This window comes from Enterobacter cloacae complex sp. P6RS (assembly GCF_014982245.1).
GTDB classification, from domain to species: Bacteria; Pseudomonadota; Gammaproteobacteria; order Enterobacterales; family Enterobacteriaceae; genus Enterobacter; species Enterobacter bugandensis.
In genome coordinates this window covers 30354-50620 of the sequence record NZ_JADCLB010000018.1, presented here as the reverse complement: position 1 = coordinate 50620, position 20267 = coordinate 30354, and the positions used below count along the sequence as shown (strand labels likewise).

The following is a 20267-nucleotide window of genomic DNA, read 5'->3' as shown; positions in this document are numbered from 1 at the left end:
ACCTCAATTATTTTGCTTCACGTTTGCTTTTGTAATCCGCAATGGCGGCTTTGATCGCGTCTTCTGCCAGAATTGAACAGTGAATTTTCACCGGCGGCAGTTCGAGTTCTTCAGCAATATCCGTGTTCTTAATTGCCTGTGCTTCGTCCAGAGACTTGCCCTTCACCCACTCGGTGACCAGGGAGCTGGACGCAATTGCAGAACCGCAGCCGTAGGTCTTGAAGCGCGCGTCTTCAATGATACCTTCATTGTTGACTTTAATCTGCAACTTCATCACGTCGCCACACGCCGGCGCACCAACCATGCCGCTACCGACAGATTCATCGCTGTTGTCAAAAGAGCCAACGTTGCGCGGGTTCTCGTAATGATCGATAACTTTTTCGCTGTATGCCATGATTGAATTCTCCTTATATACCGATTAGTGATGTGACCATTCAATGCTGTTCAGATCCACGCCCTGCTTGAACATTTCCCACAGTGGAGAAAGGTCGCGCAGACGGCCAATGGAGTTACGAACCAGCTTGATGGTGTAGTCAATCTCTTCTTCGGTAGTGAAACGACCTAAAGAGAAACGGATAGAGCTGTGTGCCAGCTCGTCAGTCATACCCAGCGCGCGCAGCACGTAGGATGGCTCCAGGCTTGCAGACGTACAGGCAGAACCGGAAGAAACGGCCAGGTCTTTCAGCGCCATGATCAGCGATTCGCCTTCAACATAGTTGAAGCTGACGTTGAGGATATTCGGCGCGCCCTGCTCGAGATCGCCGTTCAGATACACTTCTTCCATATCTTTCACGCCGTCCCACAGACGGTTACGCAGCGTGCGCAGGCGTGCCATCTCGGTTTCCATCTCTTCTTTCGCAATGCGGTACGCTTCGCCCATGCCCACGATCTGGTGAACAGGCAGCGTACCGGAACGCATGCCGCGCTCGTGACCGCCGCCGTGCATCTGTGCTTCGATGCGGATACGTGGCTTACGACGAACGTACAGTGCGCCGATCCCTTTCGGGCCATAGATTTTGTGGCCGGAGAAGGACATCAGGTCTACTTTCAGCTGGCTCAGGTTGATAGGCAGTTTGCCCACGCTCTGGGTCGCGTCCACGTGGTAGATGATACCGCGCGCGCGGCACATTTCGCCGATGGTGGCGATGTCCTGAACGACGCCGATTTCGTTGTTAACGTGCATGATGGAGACCAGGATGGTGTCGTCACGCATCGCCGCTTCGAGCTCTTTCAGGTCAATAATACCGTTGCTCTGCGGCGCCAGATAGGTCACTTCGAAACCTTCACGCTCCAGCTGGCGGCAGGTGTCCAGCACGGCTTTGTGTTCGGTTTTGCTGGTGATGATGTGCTTGCCTTTTTTCTGATAAAAGTTGGCTGCACCTTTGATCGCCAGGTTGTCGGATTCGGTCGCACCGGAGGTGAAAACAATCTCACGCGGGTCGGCACCCACCAGGTCAGCAATCTGATTACGGGCGATATCCACCGCCTCTTCAGCATGCCAGCCAAAACGGTGTGAACGGGAAGCTGGGTTACCAAAGTTTCCGTCCAGGGTCAGACACTGCATCATTTTCTCGGCAACACGCGGGTCCACCGGCGTGGTTGCGGAGTAGTCGAGATAAATCGGTAATTTCATTGCTCTATAAACTCCGTACATCGCTTCAATGCAAGGAATCAGGCAACCGGCTGGATGTACGACCGAGTACGCGGGGTGTGACCACCCCGGCCTGATTCTGAAATACTTATCGTTTTATTACGCGCGTAATTTGACGTCGATAGCGTCCTGCGCGCGGGTGCTGCGTTGTGAATCATGACTGTGCTGACGGCCTGATACGTCCAGAACTTCCTGGTTATTGACCAGTTCACCGAGGGTGATGTTGTTCAGGAAGCCGGTCAGACGGTCGCTCAGATCGCGCCACAGCGCGTGGGTCAGGCACTTATCGCCGCCCTGGCAGCCGCCTTTACCCTGGCAACGGGTTGCGTCAACGGATTCATCCACCGCGCTAATCACTTCGCCAACCGCAATACTGCCCGCGTCTTTACCCAGCAGATAACCGCCGCCCGGGCCACGAACGCTGGACACCAGTCCATTTTTACGCAGTCTGGAGAACAGCTGTTCCAGGTAAGAGAGGGAGATCCCTTGTCGTTCAGAAATATCAGCCAACGGAACCGGGCCCGCTTCGGAGTTGAGCGCAACGTCCAGCATCGCGGTCACGGCATAACGCCCTTTAGATGTCAGTCTCATGTCTTACTTAACCTCAAACTCGCCCCTGCCCGGGGTTTTTTATTGTAAAATGGGGGTATTGCATAGCAGGGCCAAGTCTGACATTCCTGACTAAAATGGTCAACTATTTACTTGACTGTTTTAGTCAGGTATTTAACCTTCTGTGCCTTCATAATATAGGTGCGGCCTGATGCCCTCACCCCAACCCTCTCCCACGGGGAGAGGGGGAAATCGGCACTACTCTTTATTCTTCTGCTCAATCGACGCCAGAATTCCGCGCAGGATGTTCAGCTCCTGGCTTTCCGGACGCGCGCGGGTAAACATGCGGCGCAGCTTGTTCATTACCTGGCCAGGGTGGCCTTCACGGATGAAGCCGGTAGCGAGCAGCGTCTGCTCCAGGTGACCGTAGAAACGCTCAAGGTCGTCCACCAGCGGGTAGGCCGTCTCTTCTTTCGGTTCTGCCTGCTTCTCCTGCGTCGCCAGCCATGCCATGCGCACTTCGTAGGCGATTACCTGCACCGCCATTGCCAGGTTCAGCGAGCTGTATTCCGGGTTGGCGGCAATCGCCACGTGGTAGTGGCACTTCTGCAGTTCGTCGTTGGTAAGGCCAACGCGCTCGCGGCCAAACACCAGCGCAACCGGCGCCTGCTCTGCTTCTGAGACGCTTTTCAGGCCGCATTCGCGCGGGTCCAGCATCGGCCACGGCAGCGTGCGTGAGCGCGCGCTGGTGCCGACAACGAGGCTGCAGCCGGCCAGCGCTTCGTCGAGGGTATCAACGATCTGCGCGTTGCCGATCACGTCGCTGGCCCCGGCCGCCAGGGCGATAGCCTGAGAGTCTGGTTTCACCAGCGGATTAACCAGCCACAGGTTCGTTAAGCCCATGGTTTTCATAGCGCGGGCAACGGAGCCCATGTTGCCGGTGTGCGATGTTTCGACCAGCACGATTCGAATGTTTTGCAGCATAATTTTTAGATGTCTGGGTTCAGTGTCTGAAGAATATTCGGGCATATTATCATAAACGGGAGACATAATCCGATCCCGCTGCTATACTCTGCGCCGATTTTCCTGTTCTTTAACATCCAGTGAGAGAGACCGATGCATCCGATGCTGACCATCGCCGTGCGCGCAGCGCGCAAGGCGGGTAATGTAATTGCCAAACACTACGAAACGCCAGACTCCGTAGAAACCAGCCAGAAAGGCAGCAATGATTTCGTGACTAACGTCGATAAAGCCGCAGAAGCGATTATTATCGAAACGATCCGCAAATCTTACCCGCAGCACACCATCATCACCGAAGAAAGCGGTGAACATGAAGGTACCGATCAGGATGTTCAATGGGTTATCGATCCACTGGATGGCACCACCAACTTCGTTAAACGCCTGCCACACTTCTCTGTGTCAATCGCAGTACGCATTAAAGGCCGTACTGAAGTCGCCGTTGTTTACGATCCAATGCGTAACGAACTGTTCACCGCGACCCGCGGTCAGGGCGCGCAGCTGAACGGCTACCGTCTGCGCTGCAGCAACGCACGCGACCTGGACGGCACCATCCTGGCGACCGGCTTCCCGTTCAAGGCGAAGCAGCACGCAACTACCTATATGAATATCCTGGGCAAGCTGTTCACCGAATGCGCTGACTTCCGTCGCACCGGCTCTGCTGCACTGGATCTGGCCTACGTGGCAACCGGCCGCGTTGACGGTTACTTCGAACTGTCACTGAAGCCGTGGGACTTCGCTGCGGGCGAGCTGATCGCACGTGAAGCAGGCGCGATTGTTTGCGACTTCACCGGCGGCCACAACTACATGACCACCGGCAACATCGTTGCGGGTAACCCACGCGTTGTTAAAGCCATGCTGGCCAACATGCGTGACGAGCTGAGCGATGCGCTGAAGCGTTAATCTCCTCATCTCAGCCCTCTCCCCAAAGGGGAGAGGGTGCTAAACGGCGCCGCGCTCATCCACATCGTTACCGCCGCCACCAGCAGAATCACTCCCCCCGCCAGCGCGAGCGTTGTCCATCCTACCTGTCGCCACAGTACCGGCGTTTTATTGCCGCTGAGTTTTACCGCAAGCTGACGGAAGCTGTGAACCAGCAACGCCAAAGACGAAATGGTGAGAGAGGTTCCTGCCGCCATCGCCAGCGCCGAGAGCATGCCCCAGCCGAACACGCCAATCACTTTACTGAACAGCAGCACCATGATTGCCCCCGAGCACGGGCGCATCCCCATAGAGAGAACTATCATCAGCCGCGCGCGCCAGTCGTCACCGCTCTGTAATTGTTCCTGCGTCGGCAGATGCTGATGCCCGCAGCCGCAGTGTTCATCATGAACGTGGTGCGGCGTAAAGGTTTTGAATTTGGGCTTTTGCAGCAGCGCGCGCAGCTTTTTCAGCGCCCGCCAGCAGAGGATCAGCCCCAGCACGCCGACCAGCGCATAGCTGCCCTTCTCCAGCCAGAAGCTGCTCAGGTGCAGCTGGCGCGCGGGAAGCTGTAATAGCGAAAGCACAACCACCACCAGCGCAATCGCCACGCCCCCCTGCAGCAGCGAAGAGGCCAGCGTCAGGCCAATGCTTGATTTCAGCTTCGACGGATGGGTGGCAAGCCAGGTGGTAATAACGATTTTGCCGTGCCCCGGCCCCAGCGCGTGCAGCACGCCATAGATAAAGCTGAACGCCAGCAGGGAACCGCCCGCTTTGGTCGGGTTCTCTGCCACCGCCTTCAGCAGCCCGCTCATCTGCTGGTTGACCTCACGCTGCCAGATGATGCTTTTCATCATCACCTGCGGCCAGGCCTGCCACAACCAGAGCGAACCGCAAACGGCGAGCAGTAGAAAAAGCGCCAGCGGCCAGAGGTGCAGCCAGCGGCGCGGCTTTCGTACCGGAGAGGAGATCACTGACATTGTAACGTTACCTTCTGCGCAAACTGTTTACCCAGTTCCATGTCCTCCGGTGGGGCATCCTCTTTATCAAGAGAGACAGCAAAATTCAGCGTCTCTTCGCTGGGCTTCGGGGTGTGAACCGTAATGTTGCAGGTTTTTTGCAACGACGCAGGAAGCTGCACGTCGCTGTCCTCGGCGTAGCTCATATCGACGTAGTACGTTGGGTCAAAGGTGGAAAACGTATAGGTTTGTCCTGCCAGCGGCTGCGGATGCGCCAGTGGGAGCACGAACGTCAGCACTGCCTGATGTCCGTCGCGGGACATGCCGTATTCTGTCGGGCGATTGAGGAACTTCACCTTTTGTCCGTTATGCCAGAACTCGGTGAAGTAGTGCTGCCCGAGCACGTTGGCCATCACTTCTGCCGCCAGCTTTTTCCAGATTTCGTCGCCCGGCTTCGCGTTACCCGCATCATAAAGCAGATCCGCCGAGGTGATTTCATCCATCGTCCAGCGCATTTTCAGGCCGCTCAGCTGCGTGCCGTCGGTGACCAGCTCGGTTTTCAGGCTGATAAAACTGTGAGGATGTGCGCTGGCGGTAAAGGTGATAACCGCCAAAAATAACGCCATCGCATTTTGTTTAACTGTCTGCATCAATTCCTCACGTCAAAAATTCTGTGATGTTCCCCAGCAATCCTGAGTGAAAGGCCTGCCGGCGCGCTTTTCAGCGCCCATCCTTTAGCTATTCTTATCAAACATTCACACTGGATACCCGACAGATGATGACGACGCTTGAAATTCCATCTGTGCTTTCCAGTTCGCAGCGCCGCTGCCAGGTGCTTTTGATGCTTTACCTGCCCGATGCTGCCGTCACCGCACAGAGCATAATCGCTGCCAACGGCGTGGACGAGGTCATGGCACGGCAAGATATAGCCGAGACGCGCGATGAAATCCAGCGCTATCACCGGCTGGATATCGTCACGCACCATGACGGCAGCTACCGAATTGAAGGCACTGCCCTGAATCAGCGTTTATGTCTGCTGCACTGGCTGCGCAGGGCGCTCCGCCTTTGTCCGCAGTTTGTCTCGCACCAGTTTACCCCAGCCTTAAAAACCGCGCTTAAACAGCACGGCATCGCGCGGCCGCTCTACGACGATGCTAATCTGCGGGCGCTGATCGGCTTCTGCTCACGCAAGCTGCAGCGTCAGTTTGAATGCCGGGACGTCCAGTTCTTACAGCTCTACTTGCAATACTGCCTCATCCAGCACCACTTAGGGAATACGCCGCAGTTTTCCCATGCGCAGCGCAGCTGGACCCAGTCGCGGGGAGAGTATTTTACGGCGCAGGAGATTGTTCGTCACTGGAAGCGGCGCGTGCCGCAGGGCGCGCACGTTGATGAGCAGCTGTTTCTGGCGCTGCTGTTTATGATGCTCCGCACGCCCGATCCGGTGCTTGATAAACACCAGCAGGATCAGCGCCTGCGCCGCGCCATTGTGCGCATGGTGGCCCGTTTCCGCTCCCAGACCGGGATGAACTTCAGCGATGAGCAGGGGCTGACCGATCAGCTGTATATCCATCTGGCTCAGGCGCTGGACCGCTCGCTGTTTGAGATCGGCATCGACAATAGCCTGCCCGAGGAAATTCACCGTCTCTATCCCCGGCTGTTACGCACCACGAAAGAGGCACTCTTTGAGCTGGAAGCCGAATTTGGGCTGCGGTTCTCCGATGAAGAGATGGCGCTGGTAGCGGTTATTTTCGGCGCCTGGCTGATGCAGGAGACCGATCTGCATGAAAAACAGGTAGTGCTGCTGACCGGGGAGGATAAATCCTGTGAGGAGGTGATTGAACAGCAGCTGCGCGAATTAACCCTGCTGCCGCTCAACATTCGCTATCTGACGCTGCAGGCGTTCCAGAAAGAGGGGGCACCGCGCGAAGCCGCGCTGGTTATCACCCCCTATCCTACCGTGCTGCCGCTGTTCTCGCCGCCGCTGATCCACGCGGTTGAATCACTTAACGCGCAGCAGCAGGAACATATTCGCGCCATGCTGGAATCGTAGCTACGCCCGTGCGGCCACTTTCGGTCGAACAAACATCGCCGGGAGCGCCACCAGCGCCATGACCCAGAACACGCCGTGTCCCAGATGCTGATACAGAAAGCCCGCAAAGACCGTCATCACCGCAATGCTGCCGCCCATCGCCACCGCAGAGTAGACCGCCTGCAGACGGATCACGTCCCCGCCCTCGCGCGCCGCGATATAGCGCATCGCCGCCAGGTGGCACACGGTGAAGGTGCCGCAGTGAAGGATCTGCGCCACAATCAGCCACGGCAGTTCGGTCGTCCAGCCCATAATCCCCCAGCGCGCCACGCCGCAGACCGCGGAAAGCAGCAGCAGATCGCGCGCGCCGAAGCGGCGGAACAACTTTTTGCTCAGGGCGAAAATAATGACTTCTGCCACCACCCCCAGCGACCACAGGTAACCGACAGCAGAGGCCGAGTAACCCGCCCCCTGCCAGTAGATGGCGCTGAAGCCATAGTACGCCGCATGCGCCCCCTGAAGCAGACAGACGCACGCCAGAAAACGCCAGCTCTGGGCCACCAGGCTCCGCCAGGCGGGCCAGCCGGCGCTCTCCTGATGGCGACTCTCCCCTTGCGGCATCACCGACGGGCGCAGCAGCATTCCCAGCAGCATCGAGGCAATACCGATACTCAGCAGCGCCAGAATCGCGCGGTAGTCGTAAAGGCTGACCAGTTTCCCCACCAACGCCGAGCCGATCACGAAGGCAATCGATCCCCAGAGGCGCACGCGACCATAGTCCATGGTGATCTGCTTTTGCCAGGTGTTCGCCAGCGCATCCGTCAGCGGCACCAGCGGGGAGAAGAACAGATTAAAGCCAACCATCACCACCATCAGCCAGGCAAACTGGTGGCTGACCCAGAAGCAGGCCGCAAAGACAAGCGTCAGCAGGGCCAGAATGCGCACCGCTTTAATCAGTAAGGAGGGATCGCTGACGCGGGGGGCAATCAGCAGGCTTCCGAGGAAACGCGCCACCAGCCCCGCGCCCAGCAGGATGCCGATGGTTTCTGGCGTCAAACCAATTCCCTTGAGCCAGACGCTCCAGAAAGGCAGAAAAATACCGTAGCTAAAGAAGTAGGTGAAGTAGCTGAGCGCCAGCCAGCGCGTGGAATGCAAGACCATGAATCCCTCCCGAAATGGAGGCGATAGTCTGGCGTTTATCCTGCACTTTAGCAAGTCGTTAGCGCGCTATAAATTAACGATAAATTAACGTCCTGGACAGCCGGTCGGCGTATGGCGTGAGCGGCAAAATTGTATTACGTTTAAAAGACATCGCCTGAAGAGGTCGTTTGCCATGAACAGCTTACGTTATTTCGATTTCGGCTCCTCACGCTCCTTCCTGCTATTGATTGCCCGTATTGCCATCGTTGTCCTGTTTATTATTTTTGGCTATCCCAAGCTGACGGGGTTTAGCGGCACCGTTCAGTATATGACGTCGCTCGGTGCCCCCATGCCGATGCTGGCGGCCATTATCGCCGTAGTAATGGAGGTTCCCGCCGCTATCCTGATCGTGCTCGGCTTTTTCACCCGCCCCCTCGCGGTGCTCTTTGTCTTCTATACGCTGGGCACGGCGATTATCGGTCACCACTACTGGGATATGACCGGAGATGCGGTTGTGCCGAATATGATTAATTTCTACAAGAACGTCAGTATTGCTGGCGCGTTTATTTTGCTGGCGATTGTGGGACCGGGGGCCATTTCCCTGGACCGGCGTTAAGCCATAAAAAAAGGCCGCAAGCGCGGCCTTTTTTTATTTCTGCAAAGCAGAGGAATTATGCGTATACCGGGAAGCGTGCGCAGATATCCAGAACTTTACCTTTGACGCGCTCGATAACCGCTTCGTCATTGATGTTGTCCAGAACGTCACACATCCAGCCAGCCAGCTCTTTCACTTCCGCTTCTTTAAAGCCGCGACGCGTCACGGCCGGAGAACCGATACGGATACCGGAGGTCACGAACGGGCTCTTCGGATCGTTTGGCACGCTGTTTTTGTTCACGGTGATGTTGGCGCGGCCCAGGGCAGCGTCAGCTTCTTTACCGGTCAGGTTCTTATCAACCAGATCCAGCAGGAACAGGTGGTTTTCAGTCCCGCCGGATACCACTTTGTAGCCACGGTTCAGGAACACTTCCACCATCGCTTTGGCGTTCTTAGCAACCTGCTGCTGATACACCTTGAACTCTGGCTCCATCGCTTCTTTCAGCGCGACCGCTTTTGCGGCGATAACGTGCATCAGCGGGCCGCCCTGCGCGCTTGGGAACACGGCAGAGTTCAGTTTTTTGTACAGTTCTTCGTCACCGCCTTTCGCCAGGATCAGGCCACCGCGTGGACCCGCCAGGGTTTTGTGGGTGGTGGTGGTCACAACGTGAGCGTGAGGAACCGGGTTCGGGTAAACGCCTGCGGCAATAAGGCCCGCAACGTGCGCCATGTCAACGAACAGGTACGCGCCGATGCTGTCTGCGATTTCACGCATTTTTGCCCAGTCAACGATACCGGAGTAAGCAGAGAAGCCACCGATGATCATCTTCGGCTTGTGCTCTTTGGCCTGCTTAGCCATGTCTTCGTAGTCAATTTTACCGGACTCATCAATACCGTAAGGAATGATGTTGTACAGTTTGCCGGAGAAGTTAACCGGGGAGCCGTGAGTCAGGTGGCCGCCCTGCGCCAGGTTCATACCCAGAACGGTATCGCCCGGCTGCAGCAGCGCGGTGTAAACAGCGAAGTTAGCCTGAGAGCCGGAGTGCGGCTGAACGTTCGCGTAGTCAGCGCCGAAGAGTGCTTTCGCACGGTCGATAGCCAGCTGCTCAACGATATCAACGTACTCGCAACCGCCGTAGTAGCGCTTGCCCGGGTAACCTTCAGCGTATTTGTTGGTCAGCTGAGAGCCCTGCGCCTGCATCACGCGCGGGCTGGTGTAGTTTTCGGAGGCGATCAGTTCGATGTGCTCTTCCTGACGTACTTTTTCCTGCTCCATAGCCTGCCACAGTTCGGCATCATAATCGGCAATGTTCATTTCACGCTTTAACATCCGCATCTCCTGACTCAGCTAACAAGTAAATTTTGGCCTGTAAAGGCAGTCCTGTTGGACGACGGGCAACAGTATAACTGAATAGTTCTGTGATAACAGGTCTTGACAAACGATTTTACGCAAACGTTTTCCTTCACGCCACGCAAGGGTTTGAGGAATAAAGATCTCACTATTTCCAGCGGATTTCTTTTCAGGTTTGTGATGCGTATTTTTCATCTTGCAAAGAACCATTTACAAAGCATGGGTATTTTTTATAAGATGCATTTAAAATACATCATTAGGTAATATCAGAAGGAAGCTGCCATGCTCGACGCTCAAACCATCGCTACCGTTAAAGCCACCATTCCTCTGCTGGTGGAAACCGGTCCTAAACTTACCGCCCATTTCTACGATCGCATGTTCACGCACAATCCGGAGCTCAAAGAGATTTTCAATATGAGCAACCAGCGTAACGGCGATCAGCGTGAAGCGCTTTTCAACGCCATCGCGGCCTACGCCAGCAATATCGAAAACCTGGCGGCGTTGCTGCCTGCGGTGGAAAAAATCGCGCAGAAGCACACCAGCTTCCAGATCCAACCCGAGCAGTACAACATCGTCGGCACTCACCTGCTGGCAACGCTGGACGAAATGTTCAGCCCGGGCCAGGAGGTGCTGGACGCCTGGGGTAAAGCCTACGGCGTGCTGGCAAACGTGTTTATCAACCGTGAAGCGCAGATCTACAGCGAAAACGCCAGCAAGAACGGCGGCTGGGAAGGAACGCGCGCCTTCCGTATCGTCGAGAAAACGCCGCGCAGCGCGCTTATCACCAGTTTTGAATTTGAGCCGGTTGACGGCCAGCCGGTGGCCGATTACCAGCCGGGCCAGTATCTGGGCGTATGGCTGAAGCCTGAAGGCTTCCCGCACCAGGAGATCCGCCAGTACTCTCTGACCCGCAAACCAAACGGCAAAGGCTACCGCATTGCGGTGAAGCGCGAGGACGGCGGTCAGGTATCCAACTGGCTGCATAACGAAGCGAGCGTGGGCGACGTGGTTCATCTGGCCGCGCCGGCTGGCGACTTCTTTATGGCCATTGAAACCAATACCCCGGTCACGCTGATCTCCGCGGGCGTGGGCCAAACGCCAATGCTGGCGATGCTGGATACGCTGGCGAAAGCCAACCACAGCGCGCAGGTTAACTGGTTCCACGCTGCGGAGAACGGCGACGTGCACGCCTTTGCGGATGAAGTGAAAGCGCTGGGAGCGACCCTGCCGCGTTTCACCGCGCATACCTGGTATCGCCTGCCGACGGAGGCTGACCGCACTGCCGCACGCTTTGACAGCGAAGGACTGATGAATTTAAGCCAGATGGAAGGCGCGTTTAGCGCGCCGGAAATGCAGTTCTACGTCTGTGGACCCGTGGCGTTTATGCAGTATGCCGCGAAGCAGCTGGTTGAACTGGGCGTGAATAAAGACAACATTCATTACGAATGTTTCGGGCCGCATAAGGTGCTGTAACGCAAAAAGCCCCTCGTTTGAGGGGCTTTTTTTTCGCCGGGTGGCGAATGGTTAAATCGCGGCGTCGTCTTCTTCGCCGGTACGGATACGGATCACGCGCGCCACGTCAAAGACGAAGATTTTCCCGTCGCCAATTTTGCCCGTCTGCGCCGTGCGGATAATGGTATCCACGCAGGTATCGACGATATCGTCGCTGACCACGATTTCAATTTTCACTTTCGGCAGAAAGTCGACCATGTACTCTGCGCCACGATAAAGTTCGGTGTGGCCCTTCTGACGACCAAAACCTTTCACTTCCGTCACGGTCATCCCGGTGATGCCTACTTCCGCCAGCGCTTCACGTACATCATCCAGTTTGAAAGGTTTAATAATCGCATCAATCTTTTTCATGGTGGGTCCTTAAACTCTTGCCTGTAAGCTGCCTCGTAATCGATTGCTCACAGTACCATACGGCATTACTCTTTAAAATCGTTTGCTTCCAGCTCGTGGCGTGAGAGCAGCTTATAGAACTCGGTGCGGTTGCGTCCGGCCATCCGCGCCGCGTGGGTCACGTTGCCTTTGGTGATCTGCAGCAGCTTGCGCAGATAGTTCAGCTCGAACTGGTTACGCGCTTCCGCAAACGTCGGCAAGGCCGTGTTCTCCCCTTCCAGCGCCTGTTCCACCAGCGCATCGCTGATAACGGGCGAGGACGTCAGCGCCACACACTGCTCAATCACGTTCACCAGCTGGCGCACGTTACCCGGCCAGCTGGCGGCCATCAGCCGTTTCATCGCATCAGTCGAAAAGGCGCGCACGAACGGTTTATGCCGATCTGCCGCCTGGCGCAGGAGGTGATTCGCCAGCAGCGGAATATCTTCCGCACGCTCCGCCAGCGCCGGGATCTTCAGGTTCACCACGTTCAGACGGTAGTAGAGATCTTCACGGAACTCGTTGCGGGCCATCACTTTGGGCAAGTCGCGGTGGGTAGCGGAAATGATTCGCACGTTAATATCAATATCGCGGTTACTGCCCAACGGGCGCACTTTGCGCTCCTGAAGTACGCGCAACAGTTTGACCTGCAGCGGCGCAGGCATGTCGCCAATTTCGTCGAGGAACAGCGTGCCGCCTTCCGCGGCCTGGAACAGCCCTTCCCGGCTGCTTACCGCGCCGGTAAATGCGCCGCGGGCATGGCCAAAAAGTTCAGACTCAAGAAGCTGCTCTGGCAGGGCACCGCAGTTAATGGCGATAAAGGCATTTTTACTGCGCGGGCTGGCGTTGTGGATCGCCTGCGCCAGGATCTCTTTCCCGGTTCCGCTCTGGCCGTTAATCAACACGCTGACGTCTGACTGTGCGACCATTCGCGCCTGCTCAAGCAGACGCAGCATTATCGGGCTGCGGGTGACGATAGATTCACGCCATGCGTCGTCTCCGGAGGGCGCGGCGTGCTCCAGCGCGCTGTCGATGGCTTTGTAGAGCGCGTCTTTATCTACCGGCTTGGTGAGGAAGCTGAACACGCCCTGCTGGGTTGCGGCGACGGCATCCGGGATTGACCCGTGCGCCGTCAGGATAATGACCGGCATGCCAGGCTGCTGCTTCTGGATTTCGGCGAACAGCTGCATGCCATCCATTTCGTCCATCCGCAGGTCGCTGATCACCAGGTCAATCTTTTCGCGGCTGAGGACTTTAAGCCCCTCCTGCCCGCTTTCCGCGGTCACCACGGTGTAGCCTTCACTCACCAGACGCATCCCCAGCAGCTTTAACAGGCCGGGATCGTCATCCACCAGTAAGAGATGGGCTGGTTTACGGCTCGTCATGCTTCACATCCTCTTGTTTCGGCATATCGCTGTCCGGTGCAGCAGATGAACTACCAGGCTGATATTTACGCGACGAGAGCTGTCTTTCGATATCGGTCAGGTTTTCCAGCTTTCGCGTCGTGGTATCCAGCTGAGTACGTAAATGCTGTTGCTGTTGGCGCAGCGTATCCAGCTCGCTGTCGGTTGACTGCTGTAGCTTGCTGTAGCGGGAGCGCTCTTCAGACAGCTGCAGCTGTAACGTCTGCCCATCCCGCCAGAGCTGGTATACCGGGCGCACCTGTGCGGGAAGATTGATCACAAACGTGTCCAGACGGGTCACGTTGGCCCGACGTTCAACGGGGGTAATTTTCGCATCGGCCAGTAAAATCCCACGCTTGAAAGCGTCCTGCCAGGTGTCTTCATCCAGCATCGCCGCCTTCATGCGGGCGTCTACCGGCGCAAGCCGCTGGGCGCAATCTATTCCGCGCAGCCAGAACAGCGGATTATTTTCGACATCATGCCCTGACAGATTCCAGATATCCTCACAGCGGGTAGAGAGGAAATCCGCCAGCTGGTTATCGGGCCATTTGTCTTCCTGTTTACCGCTTATCGCACTTTGCGGCGCATGGGAAACGCACCCCGCCAGAACTAAACAGGGCAGACTCAGGCGACCCGCTTTGCTGGAAAACACCGCGCGTATGGCGCGGAAAAAGACGTGTGACATACTCACCAGATATAGATTCATTTTATTAATTTTTCCGGCTCAGGGGCAGTTCAATACGGAAGCAAACATCTGAACGTTCGTCCGTGGCAATGTTTAGTTCACCCTGCATGCGTCGTATGCAGTCCCGGGCAATGCTTAATCCCAGACCGCTTCCTTTTACCGCGCCTTTCCGCTGATGACTCCCCTGGAAAAAGGGTTCGAAGATCATGGTTTTTTCGTCATCGGGGATCGGGGTGCCGGTGTTTGCGACGTCAATAAACACCCGGGAGCCCTTCGTATAACTTCGGATATAAATGTTACCGGATTCAGTACCATAGTGCACCGCATTGGAGTAAAGATTATCCAGAACGCTCATTAATAGCATGGGTTCAGCCAGGCAGGTCGGCGCATTCAGCTCCACCCAGGTATGCATCATTTTAGCTCTTGCCGGCAAGCTATGGGCGGAGATCACCATATCCACCAGTGGCTCAATCTCCACCTCTTCCAGTACCACCGTCCCGTCAGCCAGCTTGCGGTTATAATCCAGAAGCTGCTCGATCAGCTTTTGCAGGTTGCGGCTGCTGGCGTCCAGAATTTCGACAATCTCTTTCTGCTCCGGCGTAAGCGGCCCTGCCACCTCGTCCGCCAGCAGCTCCGTTCCTTCACGCATGCTGGCCAGCGGGGTTTTCAGCTCATGGGAAATATGGCGCAGGAACTGATGACGCTGGGATTCCAGCCACGCCAGGCGCTCGGATAGCCAGATAATGCGCTGACCGACGGATCGCAGCTCGCGCGGGCCTTTAAAGGCAACCGTATCCCCGAGCGATTTCCCCTCCCCCAGGCGGTTGATCATACGCTGAATACCCTTCACCGGGCCGATGATCATGCGGGTAAAGAGCAGCACCAGCCCGAGGCTCACGAGGAACAGCACCAGCGCCTGCCAGCCGAAGAACTGGCCGCGCTCGGCAATCTCCTGCTGCAGCTGCTGGCCGCGAGAGAAAATGACCGTGCGCGTTGACTGCACCATTTCGGTATTGGCGGCGGCGAATGCCTCAAGGCGCGCGGCGGCAGCCGCATCCGGGCCGCTGTTCTGGCACTGCAGCTGCGCGAGATCGTTCAGATCCTGACGTAACGCCTGATACAGCCTGTCGTCCGGCAACACGCCCGCGTGGGCATCCAGCATTTCGCTGTAGCGCTTGCGCTGGCTCTGGTACACCTTCTCCAGCGTCCGATCGTCGAGCACGCAGTACTGACGATAGCTACGCTCCATCTCCAGCGCGGCGTTGGTCATCGCTTCACTGCGTCTGGCATCGATAAGCGTGGTGCGGTTCGTCAGTGCCGCCTGGGCACTCAGCGCGTTGAGGCTCTGCCATGCCTGCCAGGCGAGGATCAGCAGCGGCAGCAGGATCAGCAGAAAGGCCATCATCACAAGCTGTCGCAAGGAGCGGGGAAAAACGGGCCAGCGTTTCAACGCATTACTCTCTTCATGGGGGTTTACGGAGAGCGTAACTGAGTCTGCCCTTCTGATACAACAAAGCCGGGTAAAAACCCGGCTTTGTTATCGAATAAGGCGGTGCCTAACTCGACGTTTCGCCCTGGCCTGATAAAGCATCGCTATGATCAGTAGTTGGACGGCAGGCACCTTTTTGTGCGTCATTCGAAGTTTATGTAGCACGTCCCGAAGGGGCTGACATAAGAAGGTGAATGAGCCACTGGTTAATATTATGCAACACCCATGCCAGAATGCAAAACAAAATATTAACACATTGAAATATATATCTTTTATCCGTTTAATCTATTTGTTGTGCGCTGAATGATTTCCAGGCTAAGTGTCGCTATTAAGCAACACCTTAACGGGAACCTGTCCTGCCATATATAAATCAATGAGTTAAGTGTCTCCAATTGGAGACAGCCCTATACCATCTTTGTCGCAATTTTGCGACACGCATAAAAAAACCCGGTGGCGCTACGCTCACCGGGCCTACAAAGTACCTGCTTTACATCTTAACCCAGCTGTTTACGCGCGTTGCGGAAGATACGCATCCACGGGCTGTCCTCGCCCCAGTTTTCCGGGTGCCAGGAGTTGCTGACGGTACGGAACACGCGTTCAGGGTGCGGCATCATGATGGTCGCGCGACCGCTTTCGCTGGTCACCGCCGTAATACCATTGACGGAGCCGTTCGGGTTCGCCGGATAGGTTTCCGTGACCTTGCCGAAGTTATCGACAAAGCGCAGCGCCACCAGGCCTTTGCTCTCGAGCTGCGCCAGATGGGCCGCATCGCGCACTTCTATCTGACCTTCGCCGTGGGAAACGGCGATTGGCATCTGAGAGCCAACCATCCCCTGCAGCAGCAGAGACGGGCTCTGAGTCACTTCTACCAGACTGAAGCGCGCTTCGAAGCGGTCGGACTGGTTGCGCACAAAGCGTGGCCAGGCTTCGCTGCCCGGGATCAGCTCGCGCAGGTTAGACATCATCTGGCAGCCGTTGCACACGCCCAGCGCCAGGGTTTGCGGACGATGGAAGAAGGTCTCGAACTCGTCGCGCACGCGGCTGTTAAACAGAATGGACTTCGCCCAGCCTTCGCCTGCGCCCAGCACGTCACCGTAGGAGAAACCGCCGCACGCCACCAGCGCATGGAAATCTTCCAGACCGGTACGCCCGGCCAGCAGGTCGCTCATGTGGACGTCGATAGCGTCAAAGCCCGCGCGGTGGAAGGCTGCCGCCATCTCAACGTGGGAGTTAACGCCCTGCTCGCGCAGCACGGCCACTTTCGGACGCGCGCCGGTCGCAATGTACGGCGCAGCGATGTCTTCGTTGATATCGAAGGAGAGCTTCACGTTCAGGCCAGGATCCTGGTCATTCGCTTTCGCGTTATGCTCCTGATCGGCGCATTCCGGGTTATCGCGCAGGCGCTGCATCTGCCATGTAGTTTCTGCCCACCACATGCGCAGCGTGGTGCGGCTTTCGCTGAACACGGCGTGACCGTCGGCCTCAATGACGAAGCGGTCGCCCTGAACGGCTTTCCCCAGATAATGGACGCAATCTGCCAGACCGTGCTTCGCCAGAATCGCTTCCACCGCCTCGCGGTCTGCGGCGCGAACCTGAATCACCGCACCCAGCTCTTCGTTAAACAGCGCCGCCAGGCGGTCTTCGCCAAGCGTTGCAATGTTCGCTTCCACGCCGCAGTGGCCGGTGAAGGCCATCTCTGCCAGGGTCACCAGCAGGCCGCCGTCGGAACGGTCGTGGTAGGCCAGCAGCTTGCGCTGTGCCACCAGCGCCTGAATTGCGTCGTAGAAGCCTTTTAGCTGCGCCACGTCGCGCACGTCGGCTGGCTTGTCGCCAAGTTGACGGTAAACCTGCGCCAGTGCGGTGGCACCCAGCGCGTTGTGGCCTTTACCCAGGTCAATCAACAGCAGGGCGTTATCTTCGGTCGCCAGCTGCGGCGTAACGGTATGGCGCACGTCTTCCACGCGGGCAAACGCGGTGATCACCAGCGACAACGGAGACGTCATCTCGCGCTGCTCGTTACCCTCCTGCCAGCGGGTTTTCATCGACATGGAGTCTTTACCCACCGGAATGGTCAGGCCGAGGGCTGGGCACAGTTCCTCACCCACCGCTTTCACGGCTTCATACAGGCCAGCGTCTTCACCAGGGTGACCGGCTGCCGCCATCCAGTTCGCGGAAAGTTTGATACGTTTGATGTCGCCAATCTGCGTCGCCGCGATGTTGGTCAGCGCTTCACCAACCGCCAGTCGTGCAGAGGCGGCGAAGTCCAGCAGCGCCACCGGGGTGCGTTCGCCCAGCGCCATCGCTTCACCGTAGTAGCTGTCGAGGCTCGCGGTGGTCACGGCGCAGTTCGCCACCGGGATCTGCCACGGGCCAACCATCTGATCGCGCGACACCATACCGGTCACGGTGCGGTCGCCGATGGTCACCAGGAAGGTTTTCTCTGCCACAGCAGGCAGGTGCAGCACGCGGTTGACCGCTTCCGCCACGGTAATGCCCTGGCGATCCAACGCTTTGCCCGCCGCTTTACGGGTTGTTACGTCGCGGGTCATCTTCGGCGTTTTACCGAGCAGCACGTCCAGCGGCAGATCGATAGGCTGGTTGTCGAAATGGGTGTCGCTCAGAGTCAGGTGCTGCTCTTCGGTCGCTTCACCGATGACGGCATACGGCGCGCGCTCGCGGCGGCACAGCTCGTCAAACAGCGGCAGCTGGTCGGCCGCAACCGCCAGCACATAGCGCTCCTGGGATTCGTTACACCAGATTTCCAGCGGGCTCATGCCCGGCTCATCGCTCAGGATATCGCGCAGGTTGAAACGACCACCGCGACCGCCGTCGCTCACCAGCTCCGGCATAGCGTTGGACAGACCGCCCGCGCCCACGTCGTGGATGAACAGAATCGGGTTAGCATCGCCCAGCTGCCAGCAGCGGTCGATCACTTCCTGGCAGCGACGCTCCATCTCAGGGTTGTCACGCTGCACGGAGGCGAAATCGAGATCCGCATCAGACTGGCCGGAGGCCATAGAGGAGGCCGCGCCGCCGCCCAGACCGATGTTCATCGCCGGGCCGCCCAGCACGATCAGCTTCGCGCCGACGACGATCTCGCCTTTCTGCACGTGATCGGCACGGATGTTGCCGATCCCGCCTGCCAGCATGATCGGTTTGTGGTAGCCGCGCAGCTCTTCGCCGTTGTGGCTGTCCACCTTCTCTTCGTAGGTACGGAAGTAACCGTTCAGCGCCGGACGGCCAAATTCGTTGTTAAACGCCGCGCCGCCCAGCGGACCTTCGGTCATGATATCCAGCGCGGTCACGATGCGCTCTGGCTTGCCGAAATCTTCTTCCCACGGCTGTTCAAAGCCTGGGATGCGCAGGTTGGAGACGGAGAAACCGACCAGACCCGCTTTTGGTTTCGCCCCACGACCGGTCGCCCCTTCGTCACGGATTTCGCCGCCGGAGCCGGTCGCCGCACCCGGCCACGGAGAAATGGCCGTCGGGTGGTTGTGGGTTTCCACTTTCATCAGAATATGCGCAGGCTCCTGATGGAAGTCATAGCGCCCTGCTTCGCGATCGGCGAAGAAGCGGCCCACCTCGGAACCTTCCATCACCGCGGCGTTGTCTTTATAGGCAGACAGCACGTGGTCAGGGGTTTGTTCCATGGTGTTTTTGATCATTTTGAACAGCGACTTCGGCTGCTGTTCGCCGTCGATAATCCAGTCGGCGTTGAAAATCTTATGGCGGCAGTGCTCAGAGTTGGCCTGCGCGAACATGTAGAGTTCGATGTCGTTCGGGTTGCGGTTGAGCTTAACGAACGCGTCCTGCAGGTAGTCAATTTCGTCTTCTGCCAGCGCCAGGCCGAGACGCAGGTTGGCGTCAATCAGCGCCTGACGGCCCTGCCCCAGCAGGTCCACGCTCTGTACCGGCGCAGGCTGATGATGGGAGAAAAGCTTCCGTGCGTCATCAAGAGAGGCAAACACGCTCTCCATCATGCGGTCGTGCAATTCAGCCGCAACCGCCTGCCACTGCGCGTCGCTCAGGGTAGAGGCTTCGACGTAGTACGCTACGCCGCGTTCCAGACGGTTAATCTGGCTCAGGCCGCAGTTGTGGGCAATGTCGGTGGCTTTGGAAGACCAGGGGGAGATGGTGCCCGGACGCGGCGTCGCAAGGATCAGTTTGCCGGTTGGCGTATGGCTGCTCAGATTTGGGCCATACTTGAGCAGGCGTTCCAGCTGTACGCGCTCCTCTGCATTCAGGGGGGCATTCAGGTCAGCAAAATGGACATACTCAGCGTAAATATTGCTTACCGGAAGGTCGGCCGCCTGAAAACGTGCCAGCAGTTTGGTAATACGGAAGGCAGACAGTGCAGGCGAACCACGCAGAATTTCCATCATAAGTCTCTCGTCTTCGAAGCGCCGGGGCGCTTACAGTGTGCGCAAGGGGGGAAAACGGGCGTCATTATAGAGAATCCTGAGCGCCGACGAAACCGTTTGCGTCGAAATAAAATCGACTTCAGCGTTTAACAATAGATGTGACCTGTCTCTCTAATTGGTTGCCAAGTGGCGCAAGTTTACGCAAAATGCCGCTCATTCAATGACAAACCTTA

The 20267-nt window shown here is 57.3% G+C and carries 17 protein-coding genes; 4 read left to right on the top strand and 13 right to left on the bottom strand.

What is annotated here, in order from left to right:
• Window positions 1-7: 7 nt before the first annotated feature.
• The 4 genes from iscU to trmJ form a co-directional block, all read right to left on the bottom strand.
• Window positions 8-394, bottom strand: a complete 387-nt coding sequence (gene iscU / locus INF73_RS11690; protein WP_003860661.1) for a Fe-S cluster assembly scaffold IscU — start codon at window positions 392-394, stop codon at window positions 8-10.
• Window positions 395-418: 24 nt separating this feature from the next.
• Window positions 419-1633 (bottom strand): cysteine desulfurase, encoded by a 1215-nt coding sequence (gene iscS / locus INF73_RS11685; RefSeq protein WP_062935174.1) that lies wholly within the window; start codon window positions 1631-1633, stop codon window positions 419-421.
• 117 nt (window positions 1634-1750) lie between these two features.
• Window positions 1751-2242 (bottom strand): Fe-S cluster assembly transcriptional regulator IscR, encoded by a 492-nt coding sequence (iscR, locus tag INF73_RS11680; protein ID WP_008502158.1) that lies wholly within the window; start codon window positions 2240-2242, stop codon window positions 1751-1753.
• 216 nt (window positions 2243-2458) lie between these two features.
• On the bottom strand, window positions 2459-3184 hold the full coding sequence (gene trmJ, locus INF73_RS11675) for a tRNA (cytosine(32)/uridine(32)-2'-O)-methyltransferase TrmJ (RefSeq protein ID WP_028014076.1): 726 nt from the start codon (window positions 3182-3184) through the stop codon (window positions 2459-2461).
• Window positions 3185-3316: 132 nt separating this feature from the next.
• Between trmJ and suhB the strand changes: the two genes are divergently transcribed.
• Window positions 3317-4120 carry an inositol-1-monophosphatase gene (suhB, locus tag INF73_RS11670; protein ID WP_028014077.1) on the top strand — a complete coding sequence of 268 codons (804 nt, stop codon included), beginning with the start codon at window positions 3317-3319 and terminating at the stop codon, window positions 4118-4120.
• A gap of 5 nt (window positions 4121-4125) precedes the next feature.
• Here suhB and INF73_RS11665 read toward each other — a convergent pair whose 3' ends face one another.
• Window positions 4126-5118, bottom strand: coding sequence for a nickel/cobalt transporter (locus INF73_RS11665; protein ID WP_028014078.1), 993 nt, complete (start codon window positions 5116-5118; stop codon window positions 4126-4128).
• Window positions 5109-5747: a DUF1007 family protein gene (locus INF73_RS11660; protein WP_028014079.1), complete on the bottom strand. Its 639-nt coding sequence runs from the start codon at window positions 5745-5747 to the stop codon at window positions 5109-5111. Before INF73_RS11660 ends, INF73_RS11665 begins: the two co-directional genes overlap by 10 nt.
• A gap of 125 nt (window positions 5748-5872) precedes the next feature.
• Between INF73_RS11660 and csiE the strand changes: the two genes are divergently transcribed.
• A complete protein-coding gene (gene csiE / locus INF73_RS11655) occupies window positions 5873-7150 on the top strand; it encodes a stationary phase inducible protein CsiE (protein WP_049001532.1) in 1278 nt (425 codons plus the stop codon).
• Here csiE and INF73_RS11650 read toward each other — a convergent pair whose 3' ends face one another.
• On the bottom strand, window positions 7151-8290 hold the full coding sequence (locus tag INF73_RS11650) for a 3-phenylpropionate MFS transporter (protein ID WP_048960048.1): 1140 nt from the start codon (window positions 8288-8290) through the stop codon (window positions 7151-7153).
• 172 nt (window positions 8291-8462) lie between these two features.
• Between INF73_RS11650 and INF73_RS11645 the strand changes: the two genes are divergently transcribed.
• A complete protein-coding gene (locus tag INF73_RS11645) occupies window positions 8463-8885 on the top strand; it encodes a DoxX family protein (protein ID WP_028014082.1) in 423 nt (140 codons plus the stop codon).
• 55 nt (window positions 8886-8940) lie between these two features.
• Here INF73_RS11645 and glyA read toward each other — a convergent pair whose 3' ends face one another.
• Entirely contained in the window at window positions 8941-10194 is a 1254-nt protein-coding gene (glyA, locus tag INF73_RS11640; RefSeq protein WP_025757663.1) for a serine hydroxymethyltransferase, read from the bottom strand.
• 303 nt (window positions 10195-10497) lie between these two features.
• On the opposite strand from glyA, the gene hmpA reads away from it, so the two are divergent.
• Window positions 10498-11688 carry an NO-inducible flavohemoprotein gene (gene hmpA, locus INF73_RS11635; protein ID WP_041908691.1) on the top strand — a complete coding sequence of 397 codons (1191 nt, stop codon included), beginning with the start codon at window positions 10498-10500 and terminating at the stop codon, window positions 11686-11688.
• A gap of 51 nt (window positions 11689-11739) precedes the next feature.
• On the opposite strand, the gene glnB is transcribed toward hmpA, so the two are convergent.
• From glnB to purL, 5 genes are all read right to left on the bottom strand, one after another.
• Entirely contained in the window at window positions 11740-12078 is a 339-nt protein-coding gene (glnB, locus tag INF73_RS11630) for a nitrogen regulatory protein P-II (protein ID WP_003860685.1), read from the bottom strand.
• A gap of 65 nt (window positions 12079-12143) precedes the next feature.
• The gene (gene glrR / locus INF73_RS11625; protein ID WP_028014084.1) at window positions 12144-13481 is read right to left on the bottom strand and encodes a two-component system response regulator GlrR; all 1338 of its coding nucleotides are present in this window, start codon (window positions 13479-13481) and stop codon (window positions 12144-12146) included.
• On the bottom strand, window positions 13468-14205 hold the full coding sequence (qseG, locus tag INF73_RS11620) for a two-component system QseEF-associated lipoprotein QseG (RefSeq protein ID WP_028014085.1): 738 nt from the start codon (window positions 14203-14205) through the stop codon (window positions 13468-13470). The genes glrR and qseG overlap by 14 nt, the downstream gene beginning before the upstream one ends.
• Window positions 14206-14209: 4 nt before the next feature.
• Window positions 14210-15634, bottom strand: a complete 1425-nt coding sequence (gene qseE, locus INF73_RS11615; protein WP_028014086.1) for a two component system sensor histidine kinase QseE/GlrK — start codon at window positions 15632-15634, stop codon at window positions 14210-14212.
• A 533-nt stretch (window positions 15635-16167) separates the two neighbouring features.
• A complete protein-coding gene (gene purL, locus INF73_RS11610; RefSeq protein ID WP_193540783.1) occupies window positions 16168-20055 on the bottom strand; it encodes a phosphoribosylformylglycinamidine synthase in 3888 nt (1295 codons plus the stop codon).
• Between the last annotated feature and the right edge of the window lie 212 nt (window positions 20056-20267).